We start from the raw sequence: 24,399 nt of genomic DNA, 5'->3' as shown, positions 1-24,399 counted from the left end.
GGCCACCATCGGCCGCACACCCACCCGCTCCCGGCCGCCCCGCCGCGCACGCCCTGACCGGCACCCGCGCCCCCGGGAGCACCCCCGTTCCGCCCGCCGTCGCGACCACCACGCCGACGGCTATCGAGGAGGTGCCCCATGCACGCTCTGACCACCGCCGACTTCCTGCTGCGCCTGGCCACCGGCCTGGGCTGCGGGGCGCTGATCGGCATCGAACGCCAGTGGCGCGCCCGCATGGCCGGGCTGCGCACCAACACCCTGGTCGCGGTCGGCGCCACCGCCTTCGTCCTGTACAGCGAGGCGGTCTCCGACACGGGCAGCCCGACCCGCGTCGCGTCCTACGTCGTCTCCGGCATCGGCTTCCTCGGCGCCGGGGTGATCATGCGCGACGGCGGCGGGATACGCGGCCTCAACACCGCCGCCACACTGTGGTGTTCGGCCGCCGTCGGCGTCCTGGCCGCATCCGGTCACCTCGCCTTCGCCCTGATCCTCGCGCTGACCGTGCTCGGCGTCCACGTACTGCTGCGTCCGGCCGGACGGCTCCTGGACCACGCCCCGGCCGGCGGCACCGACCGGGACGCCGAGCTCCCCGCCATCGTCCACGTGGAGTGCGACCGCACCGAGGAGACGCACATCCGCGCCCTGCTCCTGCAGTCCCTCACTGCCTCCGGTCTGGCTCCCATCGGGCTGCGGGCGCACCGTCGCGAATCCGGCGCCACCAGCCTGAGGGCCACCGTCGTCGTCAGCGGCGACGTCACCCGCTCGCTGGAACAGGTCGTCGCCCGCCTGTCGCTGGAACCCGGCATCCATGACCTGCACTGGCACCTCGACGGCAACCGCGACGCCGACGACAACGAGGCCGCCCGACCCACCCAAGCCGTACTCGCCTGAGCCGTACTGCCCTGCGTGGCACGGCAGTTGGGAAGGAGAACACCGTGATCACGACCCATCGCCCCCACTCCCGGGAAGGCCGGGAGGGTGCCGTCCTGCTGGCGGTATTCCTGGTGGCCGCCCTGGAGCTCACCGCGCTGCGTCTTGCCCCGTCCGGGCTGCGCCCCGGGATCACGGGCTTCCTGCTCGGCGTGTCCATCGCCGTCCTCGCCATGACCGCCGTCCTGGCTCACCGGCATCGCAGGATCGCGGTACGCCACCAGCCCTCCGTATCCCCGGAGTCGGTGGACGCGTCCTGGTTCACCGCCCGGACGCTGGACGGCTTCCCGATGGAAGCCGTCCGCCCCCTGCTGCTGGGCCCCGACGCCCCGGACCTCAATCGCCTCTACATGGCGTGGGTCCTCGCACTCCACGGCCATGACACCGCCTGGATCGTGGGCCGCCTCGGCCTGCCCCACGACGTCGCCGCCCTCCTCGTCGACGCGGCCGAGGCGCGCCACAGCCAGGGTTGAGTGCGCTCGGCGCGGGTCAGGCCCAGCCGATCCAGCTCAGGAGGGTCTGGACGAGAAGGATGGTGGACATGGCGGCGACGGCGAGGACGACGAGAGTGGCGGCGATGCGGTAGCGGGGGCCGTTGGCGGCGGCGCCCAGGACGGATCGGCGGTTGGTGAGGACCAGCAGGTAGACCAGGACGACGGGGCTGATCAGGCCCTGAAGCACCTGGGTACCGATGAGGAGCTGGATGACGTTGACGGGGGTGAGGGCGACGGCGGCGCCGAGGATGATCTGGGCGGTGAACAGGCCCAGGAACAGGGGCGCGTCGCGGAAGCGGCGGGAGACGGAACGTTCGACTCCGGCGGCCTCGCCCACCGCGTAACTGGCGGACAGCGGGACGACGGCTCCGGCCAGGGCGGAGGCACCGATCAGGCCGAACGCGAAGAGGAGTTCGGCGCCTTGTCCCGCGACGGGTTTGAGTGCTTCGGCGGCTTGGGCGGCGGATTGCAGGGGGCCGGTGCCGCCGATGGCGGCCGCGGTGGCGATGATGATGGTCAGGCTGATGAGACAGGCGAAGACCGCGCCGAGGACGGCGTCGGCGCGGATCAGTTTGTAGTCCTCGGGTTTCGCGCCGCGGTCCACGACGCCGGCGGCGGCGTAGAACTGCATGTACGGACTGACGGTGGTGCCGATCAGCGCGACCGCGAGCAGGATGAACGCCTGACTGCCCTCCATGTGGGGGATGGCCAGGTTGGTGCCCACCTGGCCCCAGTCGGGGTGTCCGAGGACCATCGCGACGGGGTAGGCGAAGAACGCCAGGGACATGATCAGGAAGATCCGCTCGGCCCAGCGGTAGGACCCGAAGAGCACCAGGGCCCACAGCAGCAGCGCGGCCGGGGGGATGACGGCCCATTTAGGTACGCCGAGGAGTTGGAAGGCGGCGCCGATTCCGGCGAATTCGGAGACCACCAGGCCGGTGTTGGCCAGCAGCAGGCAGAACACCGCCAGTGCGGTCAGGCGCAGGCTGAACTGTTCGCGGATCAAGGCGCCCAGCCCCTTGCCCGTGTAGGCGCCGAGCCGGACCGCCATCTCCTGGACCATGACCAGGGCGATCGTGACCAGCACCATGAAGAACAGGGTGCCGTAGAGGAATTGCGAGCCCGCCGAGGCGTAGGTGGCGATACCGGCGGCGTCGTTGCCGGCGTTGGCGGCCACCAGTCCGGGGCCGGCGATCGCCGCCACCGCGGCGATGCGCTTCCAGCCCTTTCTGGGTTCGGGCTCCCTCGCGCCGTCCGGAGCGGTGTCCGATGTGAAGGTGTCCGCGTCGCGGGTCACTGCAAGAACCTCCGGAAGTGGCGGCGCCCGCGTTCGGGCAGGAGGGCGTCGAGGATGTCGTCGGCGAGCATGCGCCCCAGCGGGCTCTCGTTCTCGTCGACGACCAGGAGGGAGGAGGCGCGCGAGGCGAGCAGGTGGTCGGCCACCTCGTCGACGGGGGTGTCGGGGCCGACGACGACCTGCGTTCCGAACTGGGCGAGCCAGTCCACGACGTCGCCCATGGTCGTGCTGTCCTCGGCGACCGTGAGGTGGAACAGCGGGATGTCCGCGATCAGCCGACCGTCGCCGTCCAGGACGGCCACGGCGTCGATCTCGGTACGGTGCTCGGACTGTTCGGCGAGCTGTCCGCGGACCTGGGCGACGGTGTGCTCCCGCAGGGCGGTGACGAGCCGAGTGGTCATGGCGCCGCCCGCGGTGTCCTCGGGGCGGGCCAGCAGTCCGCGCAGGCCGGTGGCCTGGGGCGGGGGCATCTGGTCGAGCAGGGTCTCGCGCTCGTCCGCGCCGAGGTCGCGCAGTGCGTCGACGGCCTCGTCGGGTTCCATTTCCCCCAGCATCCGCGCTGCGTAGGCGGGTCCGGCCTCGCGGAGCAGGTTCTCCAGTTCGCCGGGTTCCATCTCCTCCAGGGCGTCAGCAGCGTGACCGGGTTCCAGCCAGGCCAGCAGCTGCTGTCGCTCGGCGCGGCCCAGGTCCTCCAGTACGTCGGCCAGGTCCGCGGGCCTCAGCTGGTGCAGCGAGGAGCGCGTGCCGCGCAGGTGGACCTGGGCCGGTCCTTCGGTGGCGTGTTCGGCGAACGGGGCCACCGCCTGCCAGTCCAGCACCCGCTCCGGGGTGGGCCGAGCCTGCCAGCGCCGCGGCCCCAGCCTGCGCAGCAGTGTGGGCAGCGAGACGTCCACGCCCACCAGCACGATGCGCTCGGCCAGGGGCGCGAGGTAGAGGTCCGCGGCGCGGGTGACCTGGATGCCGTCGACGTCCACCAGTTGGTGGTCGAGCACGTCGCGGGCCAGCAGTACTTCGCCGGGGCGGCGTTCGTACTCGCGCAGGTCCATCCGTGCGGTCCGCAGCCGGACCTGTCCGGCGTTGACCTCTTCGACGGCGTCGACCTGGAGGAACGCGCTTCGGCGCCCGACCCGGACGACCAGTCCGGTCACCGGCGGATAGGGGTCCGTGCCGTACAGCCGGGCGACCACGTCGACCACGCGTCCGACGTCGTCGCCGGCCTGGTTGGTGACGGGGCCGCCGACCAGGCCGGCCACGGACACGAGGGAGCCGCGCACCGCCTTAGAGGCGGTGGCACGGCGTGCGAGCTGGACCCGACGGTCACGCAGACGTGCGGATGTGGTCATGAGCAGATTGTTGGCAGACAGAGTGAACACCCCCTGGCCCCGACACGGCGGGGAACCGGGCAGCACCAGGACGCGCGTCGACACACGAGCCGCCGGGACCGGGCGCGCTCCGCCGGTCCGCACACGAGTACGGTCGGCGGCAGACGGGCAGGTCACGCGTGGCTGTGGCTACCTGGCGCCGCGAAGAGACGGCGAGGAACACGGATGGTGGGGCCGACTGTGGCCCGGACTACTGTCCATCTCGCCTCCCCCGGGTCGTGAGCGCAGGCGCTCCGGCATCGCGGCAGGGGGCTCCGGACCCGTTAGACCGGCTCACCCCAACTCGTCAGAGCTTTGGCACTCCACGGCGTAATCCCCTTGCGGGGGAAGCCACTTGGGATCACCCCTTGAGCCGGGGAGACCTGGCCTGATCGGGAGCGTCTCTCGACGGGTGGGATCAGTGGCCTGTGTCCGTGAAGACGCCTCACCGAACGAGGTGCCTTGAAAACAACGGTGCGAACCCTACGCCCCAGCCGTGGATGCACGCCAACCGAGTGGCGCGATCCGGCCCACCGCGGCAGCCGCGGCGGGCCGTTCGCCACCCATGGCGCAGTCCCGGGTCAGCGCACCCGCCCTCGCGGCTTCAGCGGCACCAGCGGCAGCTCGGGGGCCGGGATCGGACCCCCGTCGTACCCCTTCACCTCACCGAAGCGCGAGCCCGACATCCAGGCCTCCCGCGCCTCCTCGATGTCCCTCTGCGAACGGCCGATGAAGTTCCACCACATCAGGATCTCCTCCTCGAACGGCTCGCCGCCGAGCAGCATCACGGCCGCGTCGGAGGCGGCGCGGAGCGGGAGTTCGGTGCGGCCGCAGCCGAGGTAGAGCATCGAGCCGGGGAGTACCGGTACGTCGTCCACGTGGGCCTCGCCGGACATCGCGAGCACCGCGTACTCGAAGTCGGGGTTCAACGGCAGCCGCGCCTCAGCGCCCGCCGTGAGGGCGAGGTCGGCGCCGACGATCGGGGTGTAGGTGCTGCCGGGCGAGGTGGCGCCGTCGAACTCGCCCAGGAGCACCGTGGCGTCGACGCCGGGCGCGGTGGCGTGCGGCAGCTCGGCGTGGTGCTGGAAGTGCGGCTCGACGTCGCGGTGGGCGTCGGGCAGGGCGACCCACAGCTGTGCTCCGTGCAGGAACCGGCTGTGCGACTTGGGGGTTTCCTCGGAGTGGCTGATGGCCCGGCCCGACGTCATCAGGCCGAGTTCCCTGGGGCGTACGGTCTGGAGGCTGCCCAGGCTGTCGCGGTGCAGCACTTCGCCCTGGTGCAGCCAGCTGACGGTCTGCAGGCCCATGTGCGGGTGGGGCGGCACCTGCATACCGGGTTCGTCGGCGATGTCGTCGGGGCCGTAGTGATCGACGAACGCCCAGGCGCCGACCATCCGGCGGCCGAGGTTCGGCAGCAGCCTGCGCACCTCGGTGGACTCGCCGAGCTTGACCGTGCGGGGCGAGAGGAGCTCGCGCACCGGCTCGGCGACGACGAAGCCGCGTCCGCCGCAGACGGAGAGCGCGGGCTGGCGATCGAGATTGCTCATGCGGTCAACCTACTCGCTTCGGGCACGTGTCCCCATGACCCTTGCAAAGCGGGTCAGTACGCGGCACGGCCCGGCAAACGCCCGTGTTTCAGCAGGTCAAGACCGACGGCTGGGCCGACTCGCCGGCTGCAGATCCGGAGCCGCCGGACTCCTCACGCCAAGATCCGGTCCTCGCATGCCCTTGTCCTTCCCTCTTTGTCCGTAGCCTTCTGTCCCCCGTCTGTCCCCCAGACGCTGGTTAGCGGACATCCGGTCCGGCGGCCTGCCTCAACGACCCTCCCACCACGACATCGCTGGCTCACGCTGCGAGTCGACTACCGGAGGGGTTTGAGGGGACGAGCGTGAACCTCGGTTCCCTTTGCCTCGCTGGTGTGGGCTTAGCGTCTGGGTCAGAGGGAGTGCCAGGTGCCCTCCTGCGGGGCACTATTGCGGCGGTGGCTTCCGCCTCTGCCTTCGCGAATTGCGGCATGAGGCTCGTGTAAGTGTCGGCGGTCAGCGAGAAGGAGGCATGGCCGAGCAGGGCTTGAATGGCCTTCATTGAGAGGCCAGCGGCGAGGCTGAATGACGCGGCGCGGTGGCGTAGGTCGTGGAGACGGATGGGCGGTAGTCCAAGCCTCTGGATGAGTCGGCTGAAGGCCTTGGAAACGTTGTCGGGGTGCCAGGGCTGGCCGTCTGGTGCCGTGAAGACGTACCCAGAGTTGACGTATGGTCCGTACTTGGTCGGATCCTTGCGGTGCTTCGCTTCCCATTGAGTACGCTGCTCTTGCTGTACGTCACGCCAGGCTGTCATCAGGGCAAAGGTGGCGGAGTCCAGCGTGATGGTGCGGTTGCCAGCTCGGCTTTTGGTGGTTTCTTCCCAGACTTCGTAGGCCGAGTTGCTGACCAGGGTGTCCACGATGTGGGCGGTCCCTCTGGTCATGTCGACTTCGGCCCAAGGGAGTCCCGTTGCCTCGCCGCGACGGGGTGCGCGGAAGACCATGAGATGGAACATGGCGTACAGGCGGTGGTCGACTGCTGAATCAAGGAACTCGCCAGTGATCTCGGGGGTCCAGACCATGACGGGTCCCGGGACATCGCCTGTTTCACGCCAGCGGGCAACACGTTCGTCAGTCCAAACCAGGGGCTGGGGCTTCTCGTACTTCGGGAGTGTGACGTGGTCACACCAGTTCTCAGTGATCAGTTTCTCTCTGACTGCCGCCTTGAGCGCGCTGGAGAGAGTATCCAGGAACTTGAGCTGGGTCCCGGGTCCGGTTTCCTTTCGAGGCTTGGCCTGGGATTCGTGTAGAGCCGCCTTCGCTTCGTTCCAGGTTTGGCGAAGATGGGGCGGGCGAGGCTTGGCTGCTGTCTTCCACTTCCGGTGCGCAGCTTCGCATATGGCTTTGGCCAGGTCTGCGGTCTGGCGGTTTTGTGCCTTGACTGCGTTTGCTGCCCAGATGTCTTCAAACACGGCCTGGATGTGTCGGGTTCGCAGTTCCCTCATGGCTAGGTGGCCGAGGGTAGGGATGAAGACCCGTTCGAGGATGCCGATGTAGTCGCCGCGGGTGCTGCGTTTAAGGTCGACGCGTGTGGCTAGCCAACGGTGCAGGTACGCAGCAACAGTCTCCTTCGAGTCGACGTCGATGCCCTGTTGCGCTTCATTCCAAAGCTTTTGCGCTTCTTCCTCGGCCTTCTTCTGGGTGAGGAAGCCGCCTTTGCGGGGGCGTCGGCGTTCGCCGCGGGGGCCGTCGGGAAATTTGAGGTAGTAGTACCAGGAGCCGTGGCCGCGCTTGTTCAGGTCGGGGCATGCGGAGCCAAGTTCACGGACTTTAGGTTTGCCGGCGGCTTCGAGCAGTGGTTGCCCCGTGTCGTCGGTCTTGGGCTCAGTGCATTTGCATCGCCGGTAGGTGCTGCCGCTGAAGGCCACGCTGGTTTCCCCTTGGTGAGCTGGGAGGTCCTTACGTGTCCTGATCTTTCTGTAGCGAAGGAGACGCTTCCTTGACCGCCGTATGCTTCTGGCCAGGTGGCGCGGGGAAGAGGAATGTGACCACCTATGACCGCATCTGTCCCTACCCCTGGTGAGCGGGTTCGTGCGCAGCGCGGGATGTCTCGGGAGGAGCTGCTGGCGTTGCCGGTGGCGGTGAGTGTGTCGACGGCTGCGCGGGCTCTGACGATCGGGAAGGACAAGGCGTACGCGTTGATCAAGGCGGGGTCTTTCCCGGTGAAGACGTTCCCGGCTGGGGATACCTTGCGGGTTTCGACGGCGTCGCTGTGGAAGGTGCTGGACGTCGCGCCTTGAGTGATACGTATCGGCCTATGTGCGTCCTGCCAGTCACAGGAGGTGCGGATCACCGCCTCCATCATGAGGACAGAGCGCCGCATACGGCGCGTGGGACTCTTGGAGCCTCGAAAGGGTTGTTGTGCATCAGGTCACATCAGTGAGGGGTGGCAGGGCCTTCACCTGCAAAGACTGTGTACACAAACTGCTGCCCCTGCACCTGGGAGGCATGTGCGGCTAGGCCACACATATACATTGGCCTATGCCGGAGCTACGTGGTCGCTAAGTCGCAGGTGACCGCACTTCCGAGGTGGATGGAGTCAGCGTGGGACGGATGTACGGCTATGCGAGCCCAGGAGTGCTGGCGCCCGCGGAGGCCGCAAACCTGAGGAAGGCGGTTGCCCGCCTCTTCGGCGAGCCCTCGGATGCCGGACGTCAGCCGGACCTCCCGCCGCAGTCGGAGGGAGCGGTGGTGAGCTGGATGAATGCGGAAGGCTTCACCACTGCCCGGGGTAATCCGTGGCGCCGCGAGGTGTTGCACCGGCTGCTCACCAATCCGCGCATCGCGGGTCTGGACCCGTCAGGCGAGCCCATCGAGGGATGGGACGAGTCGGTCCTGACGCCCGAGCAGTTCCGTCGACTGAAGACGTTGTACGACGAGCGGAGCGCGCAGCGGGCTCCCGGGCGGGAGGCGCACGAGTACCTCCTCACCAGCGGCTGCGCCGTGTGCGACAACTGTGAGACAGCGATGACCGGGGCGCGTGTGCACTCCGACGCTCCTCCTTCTTACCGGTGCCCTCCCCCGACCGAGACGGTGGCGTCGTGCGGCAGCGTGCGCATGAATGCCGATCGCCTTGAGGACCCGGTTGCCGAGCAGGTGCTCGCCGAGATGCTGAAGCCCGGCGCCCAGGAGCGCCTTGAGGCATTGCAAGCAGACGTCGAGGCCGAGGCTTCCCGGCTGCGTGAGCACATCGCGGGTGCCGACGTGAGGTTCGTGAGCATCGGCGACTTGTACGGTCGCGGCCTGATGGTCGAGTCGGCGTTCCTGGCCGCGCAGAAGGCCAACAAGGAGGATCTGCGCGCTTCTCGGGCCCGCTTGCGGTACTTGGAGCCGATGTGTGATCTGCCGATTGGCGGGGTGCATGACCTGGTCCACTGGTGGAACACCGTCCCGCACACGTCGAAGAAGGCACTCGTCCTCCTTGAGATCGAACAGGTCCGGGTCCTGCCTCAGCCGGAGGGGAACAACGACCCGCACAACCGTTTCCGGATCGTGTGGCGCCAGTCCGCAGCGTGACCTAGTCCGGCTCTGAAACGTGGTTTATCTAATGCTCCCGCGAGGAGTGTTGCCTTTCGCTGTCGTGCTGTGGGAGCCCGTTGAACAGGGAGATGTTCGAGCGGTAACCGCCCCCCTGCCCTGCGCCCGCTGTCCGCTACGACCTGGGCGCGGATGAACGACCGTGCAGACGGGGGGTTCAGTAACTGCGGACTTGTCGTCTCCGACGGCCAGGGGCTGCTCGTCGACACCCAGTTCATCCTGCCGGGCAACTCGGCAGTTGCTCACGGTAGTTGAGGAGGTGGCGCCCGGCGCGGACCTCTCGACCGTGGTCAACACCCTTGGCAACGGGGCCCGCACCTGGGGCAACGCCCTGGTGCATGCCTCGGAGGTGATCACCTCCGAGGCCTGTTCGGGGGGCCTGTGTCACGAGTTGGGCCCGGAGCAGCTCACCGCTCTTACGCGGTCAGCGCCCGTGAACGGGGCAACTGCCTACGTGGTCAGGCACTTTGGCCGCTTCAACTTCACCGGCGTAAGTATGCTGCCCCCGACGCGCACTTTCTCCGGACGGGAGATGCTGCTGGCCACAGGGGCCGAGCCGTTCGAGCCCGGGCTCGTGCCCGCCATAGGCGGGGTGCTGTCTGCGCGGTCCGTGATCGGCTGAGCCGGGTCGCTGAGGCTGCCGACTTGATCAGCGTCTTCGCATTTCAGCGGACGTGAGGGCGGCCTTCGTCAGAGCCACCGGTAGCCGTGGCTGGTGATCGCCGCTTCTAGCCAGCTCCGGCTGGCGCGGCCGCTAGCCACCGATCTCCGGCACCCAGGGAGAAAACGGCTCCGCCGAACAGGCCCACGCCCGCCGGGGGTTCAGGAACCTGTGCACGAGGACCGGGGCTCCCCAGCCAGTGCACCGAAACCATCTCGTCCCGGGCCTGGCCGGCCGCCCGGTTCGAAGAACCGCCGCCCGGCCACCGTCATGATGTGGGCAGAGTCCTTGCTACCGGCGAGGCTGATAGTGTCCCGCCCACCACAAGAAGGGCACCAAACCCCGGCCACTGAGGAGCGGCAAACTTGATGGCCTGGGCCATGTGTAGCGGGCACGAGGCCGAAGAAGTTCACGGGGTACGTCGGTGGATCTCAGCTCAGCGATCATCGCGGTGGCAGGCGTCGCAGGAACCCTGGGAGGGGCGCTACTCACACAACGCGGCTCTGAACGAGCGAAACGCCGGGAGATCGAGCTCGTTCGAGACCATGAGGAGATCCGCGAGAACCGTTCCCTGCGGCGCACCTGCTATGTGGAACTCAACCGAGATGCCCGGCAGTTCACCACTGCACTCAACCGCCACCTGCACGTCATGAGGGAACGCGGCGTGGAGGACGCCGACAGCGACGCACTCGACGAGGCGAAGAATGCGCACCGTGATCGATACTCCGAAGCACAGATGATCGCTCCTGACGAAGTACTCATGCGAGCGAGTGTCGTCAACCAAGCCCTGAACAAGGTCTACGGCCAGGTCAAGCGCCTCGAACGCGCCGCCCCCGGACCAGGCGAAACGATGGAGACCGCGGCCCAGGCTCAGTACGAGGTCTGGGACATGCTCCGAACCATGAGAACCGCTATGCGCCACGACCTCGGTGTGTCGCATGAAGATTGAGAGCTGGCACTCAGCTCCGTGCGAGCTCTCTTGTCTGCCTCGACCAGCTAAAAACTGACCGAGGCCGGGGTTAAGACGCAAGCTGAGCGGCTGTTCACTCAGACCGCGGCTGCTTACGCCGAGGCGGGGGGTACGGGAGTGCCGTCGAAGACGCTGGGGATGGTGGAGGGTATGGCTGCGCTGGCCTGATCGGCGATGTCTGCGGGCATGACGACCATCAGGCGGATGTTGTTCTTCAGTCGGCCGAACATGACGAACTCGACTGCCGCCTCCCCTGTCTGGTTGGGCAGGTAGAGGCGGCGGCGGTGCCCGTCGGCGTGGATGACTGCAGTGACGTCGTCGGAACACCCCCGCGTCGGCGGGGAGGACGTCAGGTTCAGCAGGAACCAGGACGCCTTCTCCGGAACACCCCCGTGTCAGCGGGGAGGACCCGGCCGTGGAAGTCCTGGCCATCGCGCGGTTCGGAACACCCCCGCGTCGGCGGGGAGGACACCACTACCGCCTCCGGTTCCTTCGGGCGCGGCGGAACACCCCCGCGTCGGCGGGGAGGACCCCGGATCGCTGGTGCTGGTGAGTCCAACCGTCGGAACACCCCCGCGTCGGCGGGGAGGACGCCCAGTCCTTGAGCGGGGTGATCCGCACCGGCGGAACACCCCCGCGTCGGCGGGGAGGACCAGTCCGGACGGGCCGATGCCTGCGGCATAGCCGGAACACCCCCGCGTCGGCGGGGAGGACGTCCGGGCGATCTCGCCGAGCCCTTTGCCGGCCGGAACACCCCCGCGTCGGCGGGCAGGACCCATTCTGAGCATGCCCGGTATCGGGCCCTTGCGGAACACCCCCGCGTCGGCGGGGAGGACCGACCCGTCAGAGCATCCGCGATCGGCCCGAGCGGAACACCCCCGCGTCGGCGGGGAGGACGCTCGCGCGTCGTGACTCGCCGCCCCCGTCCTCGGAACACCCCCGCGTCGGCGGGGAGGACTTCGAGGAGGCGTTCGGTGAACTCGACCTCGGCGGAACACCCCCGCGTCGGCGGGGAGGACGACGGCGACTGGGACCAGTTCGCTGGCATGTGCGGAACACCCCCGCGTCGGCGGGGAGGACCCCCGGGCACCGGGGTGTGGGCCGCGCTCGAACGGAACACCCCCGCGTCGGCGGGGAGGACACACTTCCTGACCTGCGCTCTAGAAGGGGCTTTGCAGTTCATTTACCGATTTGGGTTGGTGAGTTAGGGCGGCCATGCGCATGAGGGTGAGGCCGTCGAAATCTATGGGGGGCACGGCGGCGGGTTCCTGCGGTGCGGATTTCGTAGCCCTGCTCAGTAGCTGCGGGGTGGATCAAGACTGCGGCGCCGTCTCCCACGACTGCAGTGGCGGCGTCCCATAGTTCGCCGCGCACGCGGGCAGAGACGGTACCGACGAAGATTCCGGGTACCACCTCGATGGTCCAGCGGCTGAGTGCTCCGCGAAGGTGGTCGGGGACTGCGGTGGTGGCGATGACGAGCATGGAGGGCATTTCAGTCGCCCTCCTTGCCGTAGTTGACCCCGGCTGGCAGGGCCCCGGCTTTGGGATCCCAAAGATGAACCATGTCAACGTCCTGCCGCTCCGAACGCTCCTCGGTGTCCCCTTCAGTCGGGGTCAGGAGTCTTTGGATGTCCTCAACGATGCGGGGCAGAAGGCGGAAAAGTCGAAGGCCTTCGCGAAACTTACGGCGGGCATCTTGCTCCGGGTTGGGTGACTCGTGCAGGGAGAACGCGACCGGGAGGGTCGTGTCGGCTTTGTATAGATCGGCGATGTCGTACACGAAGGCGTGTTGGGTTCCGGCGTGGACGAAGCCGAGTGCTGGTGAGCATCCCAATGCGAGCAGAGCGGCGTGGACGATCCCGTACAGGCAGGTGTTGGCTGCGGACAGGGCGAGGTTGACGGGGTCTTGTTGCTGCCACTGGTCGGGATGGTAGTTGCGCCGAAAGCGCCCGATGCCATGTTGTTGGGCGAGGTAGCGGTAGAGGGCTTTCATCCGCTGGCCTTCCATGCCGCGCCACTGGGCGAGGGTGACGTTCTGGGGCACGTCGTCGGTGAAGCGCATCCCGTACGTACGGACCGCTGTGTCGAGTCGCCTGTAGGGGTCGGCCCAGGCATGGACTTGCTGTTCGAGCCAGTGCGTGGTGAGGGAGTCGGACAGGATTCCGGCGTAGGCGCGTACTCCACCGGCGCCGGTGCATACGACGCTGGTCCCGTGGCGGGCGAGTGTGGCCAGGGCGCGGGTGGTGATGGAGACTCCGGGGCCGAGCAGCAGGCAGGACAGCGAGGCGGTGGGAATGTAGACCAGGTCTGTGCGGCCTTCGTTTACCTGGATCTGGGCGCAGACTCCGGTGTCGTCCTGGACCACTTGGACCATGTCCAGGTAGAGGAACGACAGTGAGTCGGCGACGCGGGGCAGCATGGCGAGAGCGGGGGCGGCGAGGCGGGGGTCGCCGCCCTTGTATGGGGCACTCAGCCGCGGATGGAGGCCGGGGCGAGGGAGAGTAGGCCCGCTCCGTATGGTTTGGCGCGGCCGATGCCTGTGAGCACGGCGTGGGTGAGAGCATCTGGATCGGTGACCGTCGCGGTGCCGTCGTAGCGGGTGAGGTGGTGTCGCATGGGGGGTGCGTCTTTGCCTCGGGGCCGGACGGAGTCGAGAGTGGTGGGGGCGAGTGTGTTGAGGTGCAGGCCGGCGGCGGTTGCACGTTGCTGCCACCAGTGGTCGGCGTCAGCTCCGGTCAGGGCGATAATTTTGCCTCGGCTGCCTTTCTGCTCCAGGGGCAGGCGTTGGGTTTTGCTGGGGTTGACCGTGATGCGGTAGCGGACGCCGAGGCCGGGCCGTAGGGCGGTGAACATCGGTGTGAGGTCTTTGAGTTCGGTGGTTCCGTAGGCCGTCGGCAGACGGGCGGGGTCGATGGTGTGGGTGGCCTGGACCAGGACGGTGGTTGCGTGGTCGGTCTGGTCCAGGCGGAAGAGCAGCCCGCCCGCGTGGCGGGGGCTTGGGCCGAGGCCGTCGGGGAGGAGCCGCATGAGAGTTTTGTGCATCTGTGTGGCATCCCGCAGGTCGCGCTGGACGTCACGGCTGTGAGGATTGAGGCGGATGCGGGCAAGGGTGGCTGCGGGTGTCACGCGACGGTCTCTTCCTGGGTGGCGTAGGTGACGAGCTGCTCGTGCAGCGGGGTATGAAGGTTGCCCTGGGTATTGCCGCTGAGAGCTCGGCGGGCCTCGGAAGAAGTGGGCGAGGGCACGATGCGGGTCAGCCACGCAGTCACTGGGTGTTCTTCTCCGGATGGGAGATGTGGGCATCGATATAGCTCTGGAGATTCTCCAAGTAGCCGGTGCCGAAGCCTTCGTATCTTGCATCCGGAAGGTACACGGCACGCCGGTACAGAGGCCGGGGCCGGTACAGGCGCTCCAGCGGTGCGAACGAGATCGGCTCGTCGGTGACTTCGCCGCTGGGGTGGTCACCGTCACCGCTGTCTGGGGCGTCGGTGTTCACGGGGAGCACTCCGAGCGGTCTGTCGCCGTAGAACTCGATCGGCTGCGTGCCGCCGCGCGGTCTTTTGGCTGCCAGCGGCATCCGGACCAGGTGCTGCAGCGGATCGTCCACGGTTCCCAGCAGAACCGGGCCCTCTGGCGGGCAGGACCGGCGGCCGAGAAAGAGGGGCCAGTGCGGGTCGCGCAGGGCACCGGCGCATGCGTGAAGCAGTTCTTCATCGTCGGACGTGATCGCGAGGGTGAAGGCAGCGTCGGCCAGATACTGACGCTTGGAGACCAGAGTGCCTTTGCCCTTGGGCCGGCGTTCCCCATCAACGGTGATCACCGTCTCATCGGCGGGTAGCCCACCGCCTACGGTGTGAAAGTCGGAGAGCACGACGCCGGGTCGGTCGACACGTACCGTCATCGACAGTTCCGTGAGGTCGTCCAAGGGGGCTTGGCGCTCCCGTCCGAGACCCGCGGCGAGCATACCCACGACGCCGGACCGGGTGGGGAATCGGGCTGTGTCGCGGCGCAGGTATTTGCTGTGGGTGCCCCAGGACTGGAGTGGGCCTGCCAGGCGCAGCAGCAGGCCGCGGGCGGGGATTTCGGTCACTGCGGGGCCCCGGCGAGAGCGATGTCGATGGAGGTGGTGACGAGAGCTTCGAAGGACGCGTGGCGCTCGCCGAGGTGCTCAAGCTTGTGGAGGTGGAGGGATGCGTGTGCCGCGTGCAGGACTCGCTCGGGGCCGAGGAGTGTGTTCGCCGCCTTGGAGTAGGCGTCGATGCTTTGCACGGAGCGCCCGACGTAGCCGCCGTGTTCGGCAGACCGTACGGGTTCTTCGAAGGCTGCAGCGAACGAGAGGGGCCGGTCGGAGCGGACGGCCACGTGGACCAGGTGCGGGAGCGTGTGCGGGGCGGTGGAGTTCTTCTTGGCCTGCGGTAGCGATTCGATGAAGGAGAGCAGGAACTGGCCGGCGAGCTCGCGGGCCACCTCCAGGCCGATGTCGTTGTCGTCGCTCAGGTTCTTGGTGAGTTCCTTGAGATCGATGGTGGCGAACCGGTAGAGGGTGCCGGTGCTGAACTCGGCGGTGCCCATGTGACCGCTGCCGGTTTCGTCGCCCCTCGTCGCGGTGACGTCGTCGACAGCTGCGAAGTAGTCGAGTTCGATCTCGGTGGTGTGTGTGGTGAAGGCATGCGCGACCTGGACGGCACCGTCGACACCGGCGTGGTCGACCTCGGCCAGCATGCGGCCGAAGAGGTTGATGACCCCGTTCCTCTTGGTCAGGATCGTGTCGATCTTTCCTTTCAGGGCGCTCTCGGGCTTGGTCTTCCCCTTGCCAGTGAAGTCCGTGGTGAGCGCGTCCTTGTGGGTTTCGGCGATGTCAGCGAGCTTCTCGACGGCGTCTTCGGGGAGGTAGACAAGTGCGTTGGTCAGGACTTTGTTCGTGAGGGGCTGCTTGTCTTTCCCTTTGGCCACCTCCCACTTGATGCTGCTTCCCGCCGCGACATGCGCCCCCGCACGTTCGGCAAGGGCCTCATCCCATCCACGGTCGCACAGCACTTCGGCGACCCGCTCGCCGATGCGGCGTGTGCGCAGCGCGTTGTCGCCGAGCGTGTGCTGGAAGTGCTCGCGGATGGCCCGCTTCCAGGACTGGCTGGAGATGCGGGTACGCAGGGCGTCGCCGTAGAGCATGGTTTTCACCGAGTTGGTGTCGTCCCGGTTCAGGTTGGCGTAGGGGACGGGTTGGACGACGTGGATGTCGATGAAGCGTGGCTTGCGGTCCATCGGGATCTCCTGTGGTGAGGGGTTCAGTCCTGGTCGGCGCGGGCGGTGATCCGGTAGAAGTCCTGCAGCCAGCGGCGGCTGATGCGCCCGGACTGGTAGGGCCAGTCGACGAGGTCTGTCAGCAATTGGCCCCAGTCGATGGTGGCGTCGGTGGTGCGTACCTGGTTCACCGCGGCGGGGAGGTGGAGGTGGATGCCGCGGATGCTCTGCCGCGTCAGGAGGTTGATGCGGCTCTCTGCGGCGCTCATCCGCATGGAGGCGCCCTTCGCCATGACGGCATGGCCCAGCGTGGCGCCGAACGAGGGGCCGTAGGGGGTGGGCTCGGGCGGGGCGGCCCCCTTGTCGGGTTCTCCGTACTCCTGAAGTACCTGCTGCGTCACCGCTCCCACTTCGTCGGCGGTGTCTTCGTCGTCTTCCTGGTCGGTCGCGAAGGCGTGCCGGGGCTGGGCCGCGATCAGGGCGGCCACCGTGTAATGTGCCTGCGCTGACCTGTCGTCGCACCCCTCCGGCAGGAGCGGCGTCAGCAGCCGGTGCATGGCGCGGGCTCGCGGGTGGTCCAGATCGCGGCGCAGACCCGCGCGCAGCCCTGCACGGGCGCCGGGGTCGGTGCGGCACAGTCGTTCGATGCGCGCGGTGAATGCGGCGTACCCAGCACGATTCCTCTGGTACTTGCTCGCCTCAGGGGCTTGGAAGGTCATGCCTGTCCTCGGGTCGGCGGGCGACGGTCACGACTTCTTGGCCGCCCGTTTCGTCTGCGGTTGCTCCATCGCCTTGTACGGGTCTTTCAGGGCGGCCAGGAGGATCACTTTCGCCCTGGTGACGGCCTTCGCGCCTCGTGGGGTGCGCGTCACGGAGTCGGTCACCGTCTCGTAGGCATCGAGCGCGTGTCGCCCGAAAGCCCTGCACGTGGCGTCGAAATCGAAGCCGGAACCCTCGACACCGTCAGAGCGGGTCAGTTGCCGGAATCGTGACCAGAACTCGTCCTCCGCCGACGGCCAGTACCGTGCCGCGACCGCGTCCAGCCAGGCTCCCGGATCGTTCTTCTTGTCATCCGTGTACTTCAGCCAGGCTTCCTTCGTGGCCTGCACCAGCCGGTCTCCGAAGAGCTCGCCGAGTTCGCGGAGCTGGCGCACAGGCAGGTCTGTGCTCACCACGTCTTCCTCCACTCGGGACAGGAGGACCGGGGTCGTGGAGTCGACGTATTGGTGGTTGGCCGCCTGGCTGGTGTCCTGTTCGAAGCCGAGCGCGCGTACGCGCAAGTACTCGTTGACGTCGAAGGCGTGGTCCATGACCTTCGGCTGGATGGGGCTGGAGTCGTCCAACTGCTTCAGCAGAAGGGCGTCGACGTCCCGCCACAGAGACCGGGAGGCGCTTGCGGGCCGGGGGGAGGTCTTCCCGTCCTTGTCGATGTCCCAGATCAGGTAGTCGTCTTCCGGTCGGATGCGTTCGGCGTTGTAGGCCCAGGTGATGTACGCGTCGGCGGTGTGCTCACCGTCCTGGTCCGGGACGAGCTGGAGAGCGTGCTGTGAACAGGCGGTGAGCCGTGAACAGGGACCCTGCGGCTCGGGCATCGGCTGGAGCGGGTCTGGGAGGTCATCGCGCTCCCAGGGACACAGGTCGCTCTGCCGGCTGACGTCGCCGTCCGGCGGTGTCAGACCTGCCAGCAGCGTCAGGAAAAGGTTGTCGCACTCCGGGTGATACGACAGCGCAGCGCGCAGTGGTGAAGCCTTCGCATAATGGTGGCTCACCTGGCCGACCGCACGCCTCGAGAGACCGCCGGGAGCTCCCCAGTAATGCCAGGTCAGCAACGACAGTGCCGCCTGCGAGAGGTTAGGGAGTATGAGCTGGTCATGACTCCAGTGCCCGAACCAGGAGTGGTTGTTGCCCGCTGACCGGCTCATGACCAGCTTGTGGACCCCGGCGGTCTGGCTCCTGTCGCACTGGTCGGGGAGGCGAGGGTCCTGGAGCCAGGGACGATCGCGATCGAACAGGTCGAATCGGTGGGTCCACTGCTCGAAGTAGCCGGCGATGCCAGTCTTGCAGCCGTCGGGGAGTTCGATGCTCTGCTCCGGAAACCCCTGCACAAGGATGTCTTCCCGCCGATCGCCCCAGCTTCCGGGACCGGCCTCGTCCAGCGCAGTGATCCGGGCGGTGAGCGCGTACAGCAAGCGCAGCAGCGCAGAGTGAGCCGGCGCTTCCGGTATCGCCAGTGTGCGGATCTCTCGGGCCTGCAGGAACAGGCTTCTGAGGCTCACGTGAGATGGGCCTGACTTCCCGTCCAGCCATGCGACCGGAATCCATGGCTGGTCGATCAGATTGGACGCAGACGTGGACACGCCCCTCCCCCCGTGGTCGGACTTCCACCGCATGTTAGAAGGACGTACCCGGGCGGCGTGGGCGGTTACGGCAACCGATCAATTTTCAAGCCGAGTTCACTCATGCAGAAACGGTGCGTCGGGCTGGCGTACACCCACTCGCCGTCATCCTGCTTCAGGTTCAGTCGGAGAACATTCTGGAGGGCGGCCATGCTGCGCCAGGCAGGGTTGGCATCGCCCTCCACACCCTCGACGAGTCGCTTCGCCACCGGTATCAGATAGGGGACCAGCTGGCCCGGCTTCGGTCTCCCCTTAGGGCGGCGTTGCTCAAGTTTCTGCTCCAGGACGCCGTTCTCCAGCAGGTACACCGTCTGCCCCTGCTTGTTGGGCCCGGGGTAGAGGCAGACCACATGCACCATCTCCTCACCGAGCACAAAGGAGAGCAGCTCGGGCTCCAGGCCGGGTTGGTCCCGGCTCAGCAAGCCAAGGTCGCCGTCGAGCTCCCGCGGTCCAGGCACCGCCAGCCAACCCGCAGTACCGCCGGCTCTGCGTTCCCGGACCACGCGCTGGTTGTCGAGCTCCTGGAGCTCACGCGCCGCGGACTCCCCCAACCTGCCGACGAGCTCGTCGGCGTACACCTCATCCAGCAGCAAGGGCAGTTCTTCAGGCAGCGAAATGGTCCTGCCGGCCCCCAGGAGCAGGTCGGTGCGCCGCACCAGCGCGGCGTCCTCCCGTGCGGACACGTTGTCCGCACGGAGCACCACCAGCCTCGGCCGATCACTCACGCTCTGCGCCGCGCGGGCCAGCAAGTCCGCGAGCGGTGCCGGTCCAGAGATGACGAGGTCGAAGTGCAGGCCCCGGACATGCTCCAGCATCGGCGTCGTCACCAGCACAGAGGGCCCGGAGACTCCACCGCTGGGGGCGAAGGCGTTCCGGCAGGCTGCAAGCCGCTTCCATCGGTCCTTGTTGCGCATCTGTTCATGGACCAGGGTCACATCAAGGCCGGGCAGATCCTGTGTGAGCTGATGAAACGTGCGGATGGCTTCCGCCGGCGTCGACCGGTAAACGACGGCCCGTCCGTTGCCTGCTGCGACCATCGGTGCAACAGCCGCCCGGGTCTCCCCGTACGGCGAACCGTCAACAACTCTGATGCCGAGCGTGCGGGCACGCGTGGTCCCGGCAGGTTGCTGAGGCAGGTGCCCGCCTCCCGACCGGGCATCCACGAACGACCACCCCGGCGACTGGCGAGGCTGGGTCACCGGCTCCTGACCGCCTCCTACGCCCCGGCGGTAGGCCGCCAGCATCGCATCCACCGACGTGTCCGCAGCCGTCGCGGCCAGGACAACGGGAATCCGCAACGCAGCGGCCCACTCCAGGAACCGGAGCATCAGCTTCTGCCCCCAGGCGCCACGGGCATGGGCTTCATCCACCACGACGACCTTGCCGGAAAGAGCAAAGAGCCTCATGACGTTGAACTTCACCGGCATGACAGCCTGCAGAAGCTCGTCCACCGTCCCCGTGCCGAGCGCAGCCAAAAGCGCGCGGTGATGGGAGTTGAGCCAGCTGTTCGCTGTCGGGGCCCACTCCTCACCAGGCTCCGCACTGACCCCCTCGGTCACGTTGGCATGCGCCCACTGCTCCACCGCTTCCGCCGGCTTCAATCGGGAAGAGCTGTGGAGCAGCAGCGACCGCCAGGGCCCGGTCAGCGCCTGCCCGGCGAACGCGTGCACCTGCGCCATGTGACTGTCGGCCGCTGAACCGGTCGGCAGTGCATAGAAGAGGCCCCGTGCGTTCGCTGCGTGCCCAAGGACTGCCGCTGCGCGAAGGACCGCTTCGGTACGGTCCTCTGACGGCGGAGCAGTCACCACCACCAGGCCCGGCCCATATTCGGCTACCAGATCCGGTATCTGTCGCGCCATGCTCACCCCAATACCCGTCTCCCCCACGCCCTGCGCAGGCTCCGGCGGCCGGGCGAAACCCGTCCCGAGCAGGTCCGCCTGCTCCACCAGACGGCGAGCCGCCCTGCGGGCGATCTGCCAGTAGGAGTCCAGATCCTCGGGAGTTCCAGCCCATCCCTCGTCCGGGAGCCGGGGCAGGATCTCCTCTTCGATACTGGCCAGCCAGTCCGACAAGGTCACCAAGCCCGTCAGGACAACAGCCGCCCCCGGCGTCATCCGCCCCTGCGGAACCGAGGCCGCGCCGAGCACTCTGCGCACCTCCTCGAAGTGGATCCGGCGCTGCTCCTCCCAACTGCCCGCACCCAGACCGGGGTGACGCGCAACTGGGCACCTCAAGTCCTTGTCGTAGACCACCGGGTGGAAACGCCCACCGTGTCCACCGAGGAGCTGGGCCACCGCATGGCTGAGCCTGGACTGCGGACGCCGCCTCGAGGCCGGATAGCCGCTCTCCCTCAAGGCCCCCGCCAGCCACCAGTGCGCCGCCGCTTCGTGCGACTGCCTGTCCTGTGCGGCACCAGCACCGAACCCGTACCCCGGCTCACCGCCCAGCTCCTGAGCTTGTAGCTTCTTGTCCGCGTACTTCGGTCCGTTCGGGTGCAGTTGGAACGGCACACTGATCTTCCCGATGTCATGCAGCCCCGCCCAGAATGCCGCGAGCACACGAGCCTGCCCAGGCGAAACCTCCAGCGCCTCCACCACCATGCTCCGCTGGTGCTCGGTCAGCAGTTCATCCCAGACCAACTCCGCGACGGCCGCCGTGTCCAGCAGGTGACAGATCAAAGGATGCGTGTGGTCTGCACCACGAGCGTCCTTGCCCAGTCCGGCATGTTTGCCCCAAAGGCGGGCATCCAGCGGCATAGCTCTCCTTGTCACAGATTCCTCGGCAGAACGCAACAGCGCGATCCTGGCCTGCAACATCTCGTCGCCTTGCCGCGCCCCCCGTGAGGACCGGCGGAGGGGAATTCAGTCAACCGCAGGTACACGAACTAGGTCTGCCCGTAGAGTACTTACTGCTGCACGCCTCCCTGGGAGGTGCGCGGAATCCCATTGGCTCTCCAGCCGACGGCACACCGAGATGAAATCACGACCCTCTCGAGGGATGTGGCGCAACCTCGGCCCTGTAGGCGCTACGGAGAAACAATGTCCAGGTTCCGGCAGAAGTTCGTCCAGCGACGCGAGGTCCTCCTCGAGGTCTCCCGCGTCGTGGTCAGCGCGGTACTCCGTGTCCTGATCAACGAACTCGTCAGCTGGCTCTTCTGAGCCAACGGTGGCGGATCCCAGGGGTCCGTCACCTCTTTGCATAACGGCGATGCCCCGCAGGCTCGCCGCTCTCCGCACAGCCGTACTCCACCGACGCCTGGGTACTGAATCCATATTTTTCTCCGTCGTGGAGCCAGGCCCGCGCGAGCGGGTATGAGCCAGTGGTCAACGACGAACGGCGGGTCTCATTGCCTCTGCGTCCGTTCCTTGAAACGTGAAAAGCGAAACCGTGGCCCCCACGCGCAAGCGGGAACCAGTCAACCTCCCGACACGCCAGAGACAAAAATCCGAGTGGCCCCTGCGCAAGCAGGAACCACCCGGCTTCGAGGCACTGGTGTGAGACCTCGAGGGTGGTCTCCGCGCAGGCGGAGGTGAGCCGTACGGCGCAGTGATCTTCCCGCTCTGGTGGGGCTGGTCTCCGGGGGTGTTCCGACGTGACGGGCCGCGCGGTGACAACTCGGGGTGTTCTCCCCGCCGACGCGGGGGTGTCCCGCACGCGGGGAAGTGCCCGCAGGTCACCGCATCGTTCTCCCCGCCGGTGCGGGGGTGTTCCGGTCCGACAGCTCGAACGACTCCTCGGCCCCTCGTCTTCCCCGCCGGTGCGGGGGTGTTCCGATGACGGGCAGGGCACCCCAACCGGACCAGCGGTCTTCCCCGCCGGTGCGGGGGTGTTCCGGTGCTGCGGCTGTCGCAAAAGGTGCTGGTGGAGTCCTCCCCGCCGACACGGGGGTGTTCCGACGGCCGGAGCAAGCCCGTACAGGGCCCCGTGGTCCTCCCTGCCGACGCGGGGGTGTTCCGATGTACGAGGACCAGGTCGTCTCGTACCCGCGGTCCTCCCCGCCGACGCGGGGGGGGTTCCGGCGGCGGTTGCGGCGGCTGTCCAGCCGAGGGTGTCCTCCCCGCCGACGCGATGGTGTTCCGAAACTGTCGGCGCTTTCACCGGCCCACGGCACGTCTTCCCCGCCGGTGCGGGGGTGTTCCGGCATCAACCCGGTTCGTTGAGGAGCTGGGCGCGTCTTCCCCGCCGGCGCGGGGGTGTTCCGATCACGCGTGAGGGGTCGTCCACGTCCAGGAGGTCTTCCCCGCCGGTGCGGGGATGTTCCAACGGCCGCCGTCTCGGCAGGTCCGGCACCGGCGTCTTCCCCGCCGGTGCGGGGGTGTTCCGCAGTCGCGGAGGGCTGCGAAGGTGTCGGTCCTGCCTTCCCCGCCGGTGCGGGGGTGTTCCGTCCTCGCGGGCTTCCATGGCGACCCGGTTCTTGTCTTCCCCGCCGGTGCGGGGGTGTTCCGACCGTCCTCACGGGGGTGTGGAACAAGGTCAGGTCTTCCCCGCCAGTGCGGGGGTGTTCCGGTCACCGTGGGCACCTTCGTGTCGTTCGTGACGTCTTCCCCCGCCAGTGCGGGGGTGTTCCGCCCTTTGCGACGACGTGGGCGACCGCGCCGACGTCTTCCCCGCCGGTGCGGGGATGTTCCGCTGTCCCTGCCGGCCTTGCAGGTCTCGAACGCGTCTTCCTCGCCGATGTGAGGGGTGTTCCGGTCGCCCTCGCCGGTGTCCCGGTCGTGTCCATGTCCTCCCGCCGACGCGGGGGTATTCCGATCACGTCGTCGATGCGGCCGATCTCGCCCAAGTCCTCTACGCCGACGAGAAGGTGCTCCGACGCGGACCGTGCCGTTGCCCATGCACCATTCGTCCGTGTTCCGCCGATGCGGGAGTGTTCCGGGCGCGGTCGAGCAGAGGGCCGCGTGGGAAGCGTCCTCTTCGCCGACGCGAGGGTGTTCCGGCGCCGCGCATCTTCCGCATGGCGGTGCGCATGTCCTCTCCGCCGACGCGGGGGGGTTCCGGCGCCGGCGCCTTCGCTGCCGAGGGTCTGGTCGTCTTCCCCGCTACCGCCGGGGTGTTCCGCCGGTGAGCATCGCATTCGCGGGCGACTGGGAGTCTTGGTGTTCCGACCGGAGGGATGGAAAAGGCCACGCCCAGGGGGGTCCTCCCCGCTACCGCGGGGGTGTTCCGTTCAGCCCCGAGCAGCTTCGCTTCGTGCTCTGGTTCTCCCCGTCGACGCGGGGTGTTCCGAAGGTGGCCGAGGCGAACCGGCGCAGTGAATCGCCTTTCCCGCCGACGCGGGGGTGTTCCGGTCGCCGACAATAACGCTGCGCCCCTGTCCCAGTTGCTCCCCTCCGACTCGGGGAAGGCTCCGGGGCCAGCTTCGAAGTGGGCGGCGCCCTTCTTGCTCTGCATCGCTCCAGAGAAGGCCCCAGGGCACGCTGTCGTCGCTTGGGGTAACCCTCCTGGCTGACCAGCCAATCAACCAAAGTCACCAACCCAGGCAGCACGCCCCCTCGACCCAATCAGTCAGCACCGACAACGCCCCAACCCGACAACTAGTACGGTGCCTACATGGCCTGTCTACAGATCACGACCAGCTCGACAAAGGGACGGCAAAGCCCCTGCTAAGACGCAGGTCAGGAAGTGTCTTCCCCGCCACCGCGGGGGTGTTCCGTAGTCGGTGGTGCTGACGCGGGTCTTGTGGTCGTCTTCCCCGCCACCGCGGGGGTGTTCCGACCTACGCGGGCGTCGTCATCGTGGCGCTCTTGTCTTCCCCGCTACCGCGGGGGTGTTCCGGAGGAGGGGCTCCTCGCGAAGCCCCGGGCGGAGTCTTCCCCGCCACCGCGGGGGTGTTCCGGTGCCGCCGCCCGTGGCGGACTTGATCAGGTTGTCCTTCCCGCCGACGCGGGGGTGTTCCTCCGGCGATCGTGTCCACGCATCCGCCGCTCGCG

At 67.8% G+C, this 24,399-nt stretch carries 20 protein-coding genes, 1 pseudogene, 2 CRISPR repeat arrays and 1 riboswitch; of the genes and pseudogenes, 7 read left to right on the top strand and 14 right to left on the bottom strand.

Annotated features, from left to right (window positions below; translation table 11 throughout):
- The first annotated feature begins 138 nt into the window (after window positions 1–138).
- Both ACIQ8J_RS22030 and ACIQ8J_RS22025 read left to right on the top strand, forming a co-directional pair.
- Window positions 139–891 carry an MgtC/SapB family protein gene (locus ACIQ8J_RS22030; RefSeq protein ID WP_403273898.1) on the top strand — a complete coding sequence of 251 codons (753 nt, stop codon included), beginning with the start codon at window positions 139–141 and terminating at the stop codon, window positions 889–891.
- A 44-nt stretch (window positions 892–935) separates the two neighbouring features.
- Complete coding sequence (locus ACIQ8J_RS22025; protein ID WP_403273896.1) at window positions 936–1,403, top strand: hypothetical protein; 468 nt, start codon at window positions 936–938, stop codon at window positions 1,401–1,403.
- Between the two features lie 16 nt (window positions 1,404–1,419).
- On the opposite strand, the gene ACIQ8J_RS22020 is transcribed toward ACIQ8J_RS22025, so the two are convergent.
- From ACIQ8J_RS22020 to xerC, 4 genes are all read right to left on the bottom strand, one after another.
- On the bottom strand, window positions 1,420–2,721 hold the full coding sequence (locus ACIQ8J_RS22020) for an NRAMP family divalent metal transporter (RefSeq protein WP_403273895.1): 1,302 nt from the start codon (window positions 2,719–2,721) through the stop codon (window positions 1,420–1,422).
- Window positions 2,718–4,064 (bottom strand): magnesium transporter MgtE N-terminal domain-containing protein, encoded by a 1,347-nt coding sequence (locus tag ACIQ8J_RS22015; RefSeq protein WP_403273894.1) that lies wholly within the window; start codon window positions 4,062–4,064, stop codon window positions 2,718–2,720. The genes ACIQ8J_RS22020 and ACIQ8J_RS22015 overlap by 4 nt, the downstream gene beginning before the upstream one ends.
- 309 nt (window positions 4,065–4,373) lie before the next feature.
- A riboswitch (M-box (ykoK) riboswitch) is annotated at window positions 4,374–4,546 on the bottom strand.
- A 117-nt stretch (window positions 4,547–4,663) separates the two neighbouring features.
- Window positions 4,664–5,629: a pirin family protein gene (locus tag ACIQ8J_RS22010; protein ID WP_403273892.1), complete on the bottom strand. Its 966-nt coding sequence runs from the start codon at window positions 5,627–5,629 to the stop codon at window positions 4,664–4,666.
- Window positions 5,630–5,927: 298 nt separating this feature from the next.
- Entirely contained in the window at window positions 5,928–7,532 is a 1,605-nt protein-coding gene (gene xerC, locus ACIQ8J_RS22005) for a tyrosine recombinase XerC (RefSeq protein WP_403273891.1), read from the bottom strand.
- A 126-nt stretch (window positions 7,533–7,658) separates the two neighbouring features.
- Between xerC and ACIQ8J_RS22000 the strand changes: the two genes are divergently transcribed.
- The 5 genes from ACIQ8J_RS22000 (at window position 7,659) to ACIQ8J_RS21980 (ending at window position 10,811) form a co-directional block, all read left to right on the top strand.
- Window positions 7,659–7,904, top strand: coding sequence for a DNA-binding protein (locus ACIQ8J_RS22000; protein WP_403273889.1), 246 nt, complete (start codon window positions 7,659–7,661; stop codon window positions 7,902–7,904).
- A gap of 337 nt (window positions 7,905–8,241) precedes the next feature.
- Window positions 8,242–9,180 carry a recombinase family protein gene (locus ACIQ8J_RS21995; RefSeq protein WP_403607930.1) on the top strand — a complete coding sequence of 313 codons (939 nt, stop codon included), beginning with the start codon at window positions 8,242–8,244 and terminating at the stop codon, window positions 9,178–9,180.
- Between the two features lie 153 nt (window positions 9,181–9,333).
- Window positions 9,334–9,456, top strand: a complete 123-nt coding sequence (locus ACIQ8J_RS21990; RefSeq protein ID WP_403607928.1) for a hypothetical protein — start codon at window positions 9,334–9,336, stop codon at window positions 9,454–9,456.
- Between the two features lie 31 nt (window positions 9,457–9,487).
- Entirely contained in the window at window positions 9,488–9,823 is a 336-nt protein-coding gene (locus tag ACIQ8J_RS21985) for a hypothetical protein (protein ID WP_403607926.1), read from the top strand.
- A 463-nt stretch (window positions 9,824–10,286) separates the two neighbouring features.
- Complete coding sequence (locus tag ACIQ8J_RS21980; protein ID WP_403273887.1) at window positions 10,287–10,811, top strand: hypothetical protein; 525 nt, start codon at window positions 10,287–10,289, stop codon at window positions 10,809–10,811.
- 113 nt (window positions 10,812–10,924) lie between these two features.
- Here ACIQ8J_RS21980 and ACIQ8J_RS21975 read toward each other — a convergent pair whose 3' ends face one another.
- From ACIQ8J_RS21975 to ACIQ8J_RS21930, 10 genes and pseudogenes are all read right to left on the bottom strand, one after another.
- A complete protein-coding gene (locus ACIQ8J_RS21975) occupies window positions 10,925–11,062 on the bottom strand; it encodes a hypothetical protein (protein WP_403273885.1) in 138 nt (45 codons plus the stop codon).
- An 89-nt stretch (window positions 11,063–11,151) separates the two neighbouring features.
- Window positions 11,152–11,973: direct repeats of the CRISPR family, unit length 29 nt; unit sequence CGGAACACCCCCGCGTCGGCGGGGAGGAC.
- 19 nt (window positions 11,974–11,992) lie between these two features.
- Window positions 11,993–12,323 (bottom strand): annotated as a pseudogene (gene cas2e / locus ACIQ8J_RS21970) (type I-E CRISPR-associated endoribonuclease Cas2e).
- A 1-nt stretch (window position 12,324) separates the two neighbouring features.
- Window positions 12,325–13,251 (bottom strand): type I-E CRISPR-associated endonuclease Cas1e, encoded by a 927-nt coding sequence (gene cas1e / locus ACIQ8J_RS21965; protein WP_403273884.1) that lies wholly within the window; start codon window positions 13,249–13,251, stop codon window positions 12,325–12,327.
- 50 nt (window positions 13,252–13,301) lie between these two features.
- Window positions 13,302–13,958: a type I-E CRISPR-associated protein Cas6/Cse3/CasE gene (gene cas6e, locus ACIQ8J_RS21960; protein ID WP_403273883.1), complete on the bottom strand. Its 657-nt coding sequence runs from the start codon at window positions 13,956–13,958 to the stop codon at window positions 13,302–13,304.
- Complete coding sequence (locus tag ACIQ8J_RS21955; RefSeq protein ID WP_403273881.1) at window positions 13,955–14,101, bottom strand: hypothetical protein; 147 nt, start codon at window positions 14,099–14,101, stop codon at window positions 13,955–13,957. Before ACIQ8J_RS21955 ends, cas6e begins: the two co-directional genes overlap by 4 nt.
- Window positions 14,098–14,922, bottom strand: a complete 825-nt coding sequence (gene cas5e / locus ACIQ8J_RS21950) for a type I-E CRISPR-associated protein Cas5/CasD (protein ID WP_403273879.1) — start codon at window positions 14,920–14,922, stop codon at window positions 14,098–14,100. The genes ACIQ8J_RS21955 and cas5e overlap by 4 nt, the downstream gene beginning before the upstream one ends.
- Complete coding sequence (gene cas7e / locus ACIQ8J_RS21945) at window positions 14,919–16,094, bottom strand: type I-E CRISPR-associated protein Cas7/Cse4/CasC (protein ID WP_403273877.1); 1,176 nt, start codon at window positions 16,092–16,094, stop codon at window positions 14,919–14,921. Before cas7e ends, cas5e begins: the two co-directional genes overlap by 4 nt.
- A gap of 23 nt (window positions 16,095–16,117) precedes the next feature.
- Complete coding sequence (casB, locus tag ACIQ8J_RS21940) at window positions 16,118–16,792, bottom strand: type I-E CRISPR-associated protein Cse2/CasB (RefSeq protein WP_403273876.1); 675 nt, start codon at window positions 16,790–16,792, stop codon at window positions 16,118–16,120.
- 27 nt (window positions 16,793–16,819) lie between these two features.
- On the bottom strand, window positions 16,820–18,430 hold the full coding sequence (casA, locus tag ACIQ8J_RS21935; protein ID WP_403273874.1) for a type I-E CRISPR-associated protein Cse1/CasA: 1,611 nt from the start codon (window positions 18,428–18,430) through the stop codon (window positions 16,820–16,822).
- 65 nt (window positions 18,431–18,495) lie between these two features.
- Window positions 18,496–21,225, bottom strand: coding sequence for a CRISPR-associated endonuclease Cas3'' (locus ACIQ8J_RS21930; protein ID WP_403273872.1), 2,730 nt, complete (start codon window positions 21,223–21,225; stop codon window positions 18,496–18,498).
- Between the two features lie 866 nt (window positions 21,226–22,091).
- A CRISPR array of direct repeats spans window positions 22,092–23,159; the repeat unit is 29 nt; unit sequence GTCTTCCCCGCCGGTGCGGGGGTGTTCCG.
- Window positions 23,160–24,399 lie beyond the last annotated feature (1,240 nt).

The organism is Streptomyces sp. NPDC094147 (assembly GCF_044764265.1).
GTDB lineage: Bacteria > Actinomycetota > Actinomycetes > Streptomycetales > Streptomycetaceae > Streptomyces.
This window is presented reverse-complemented; position numbering and strand designations above follow the sequence as displayed.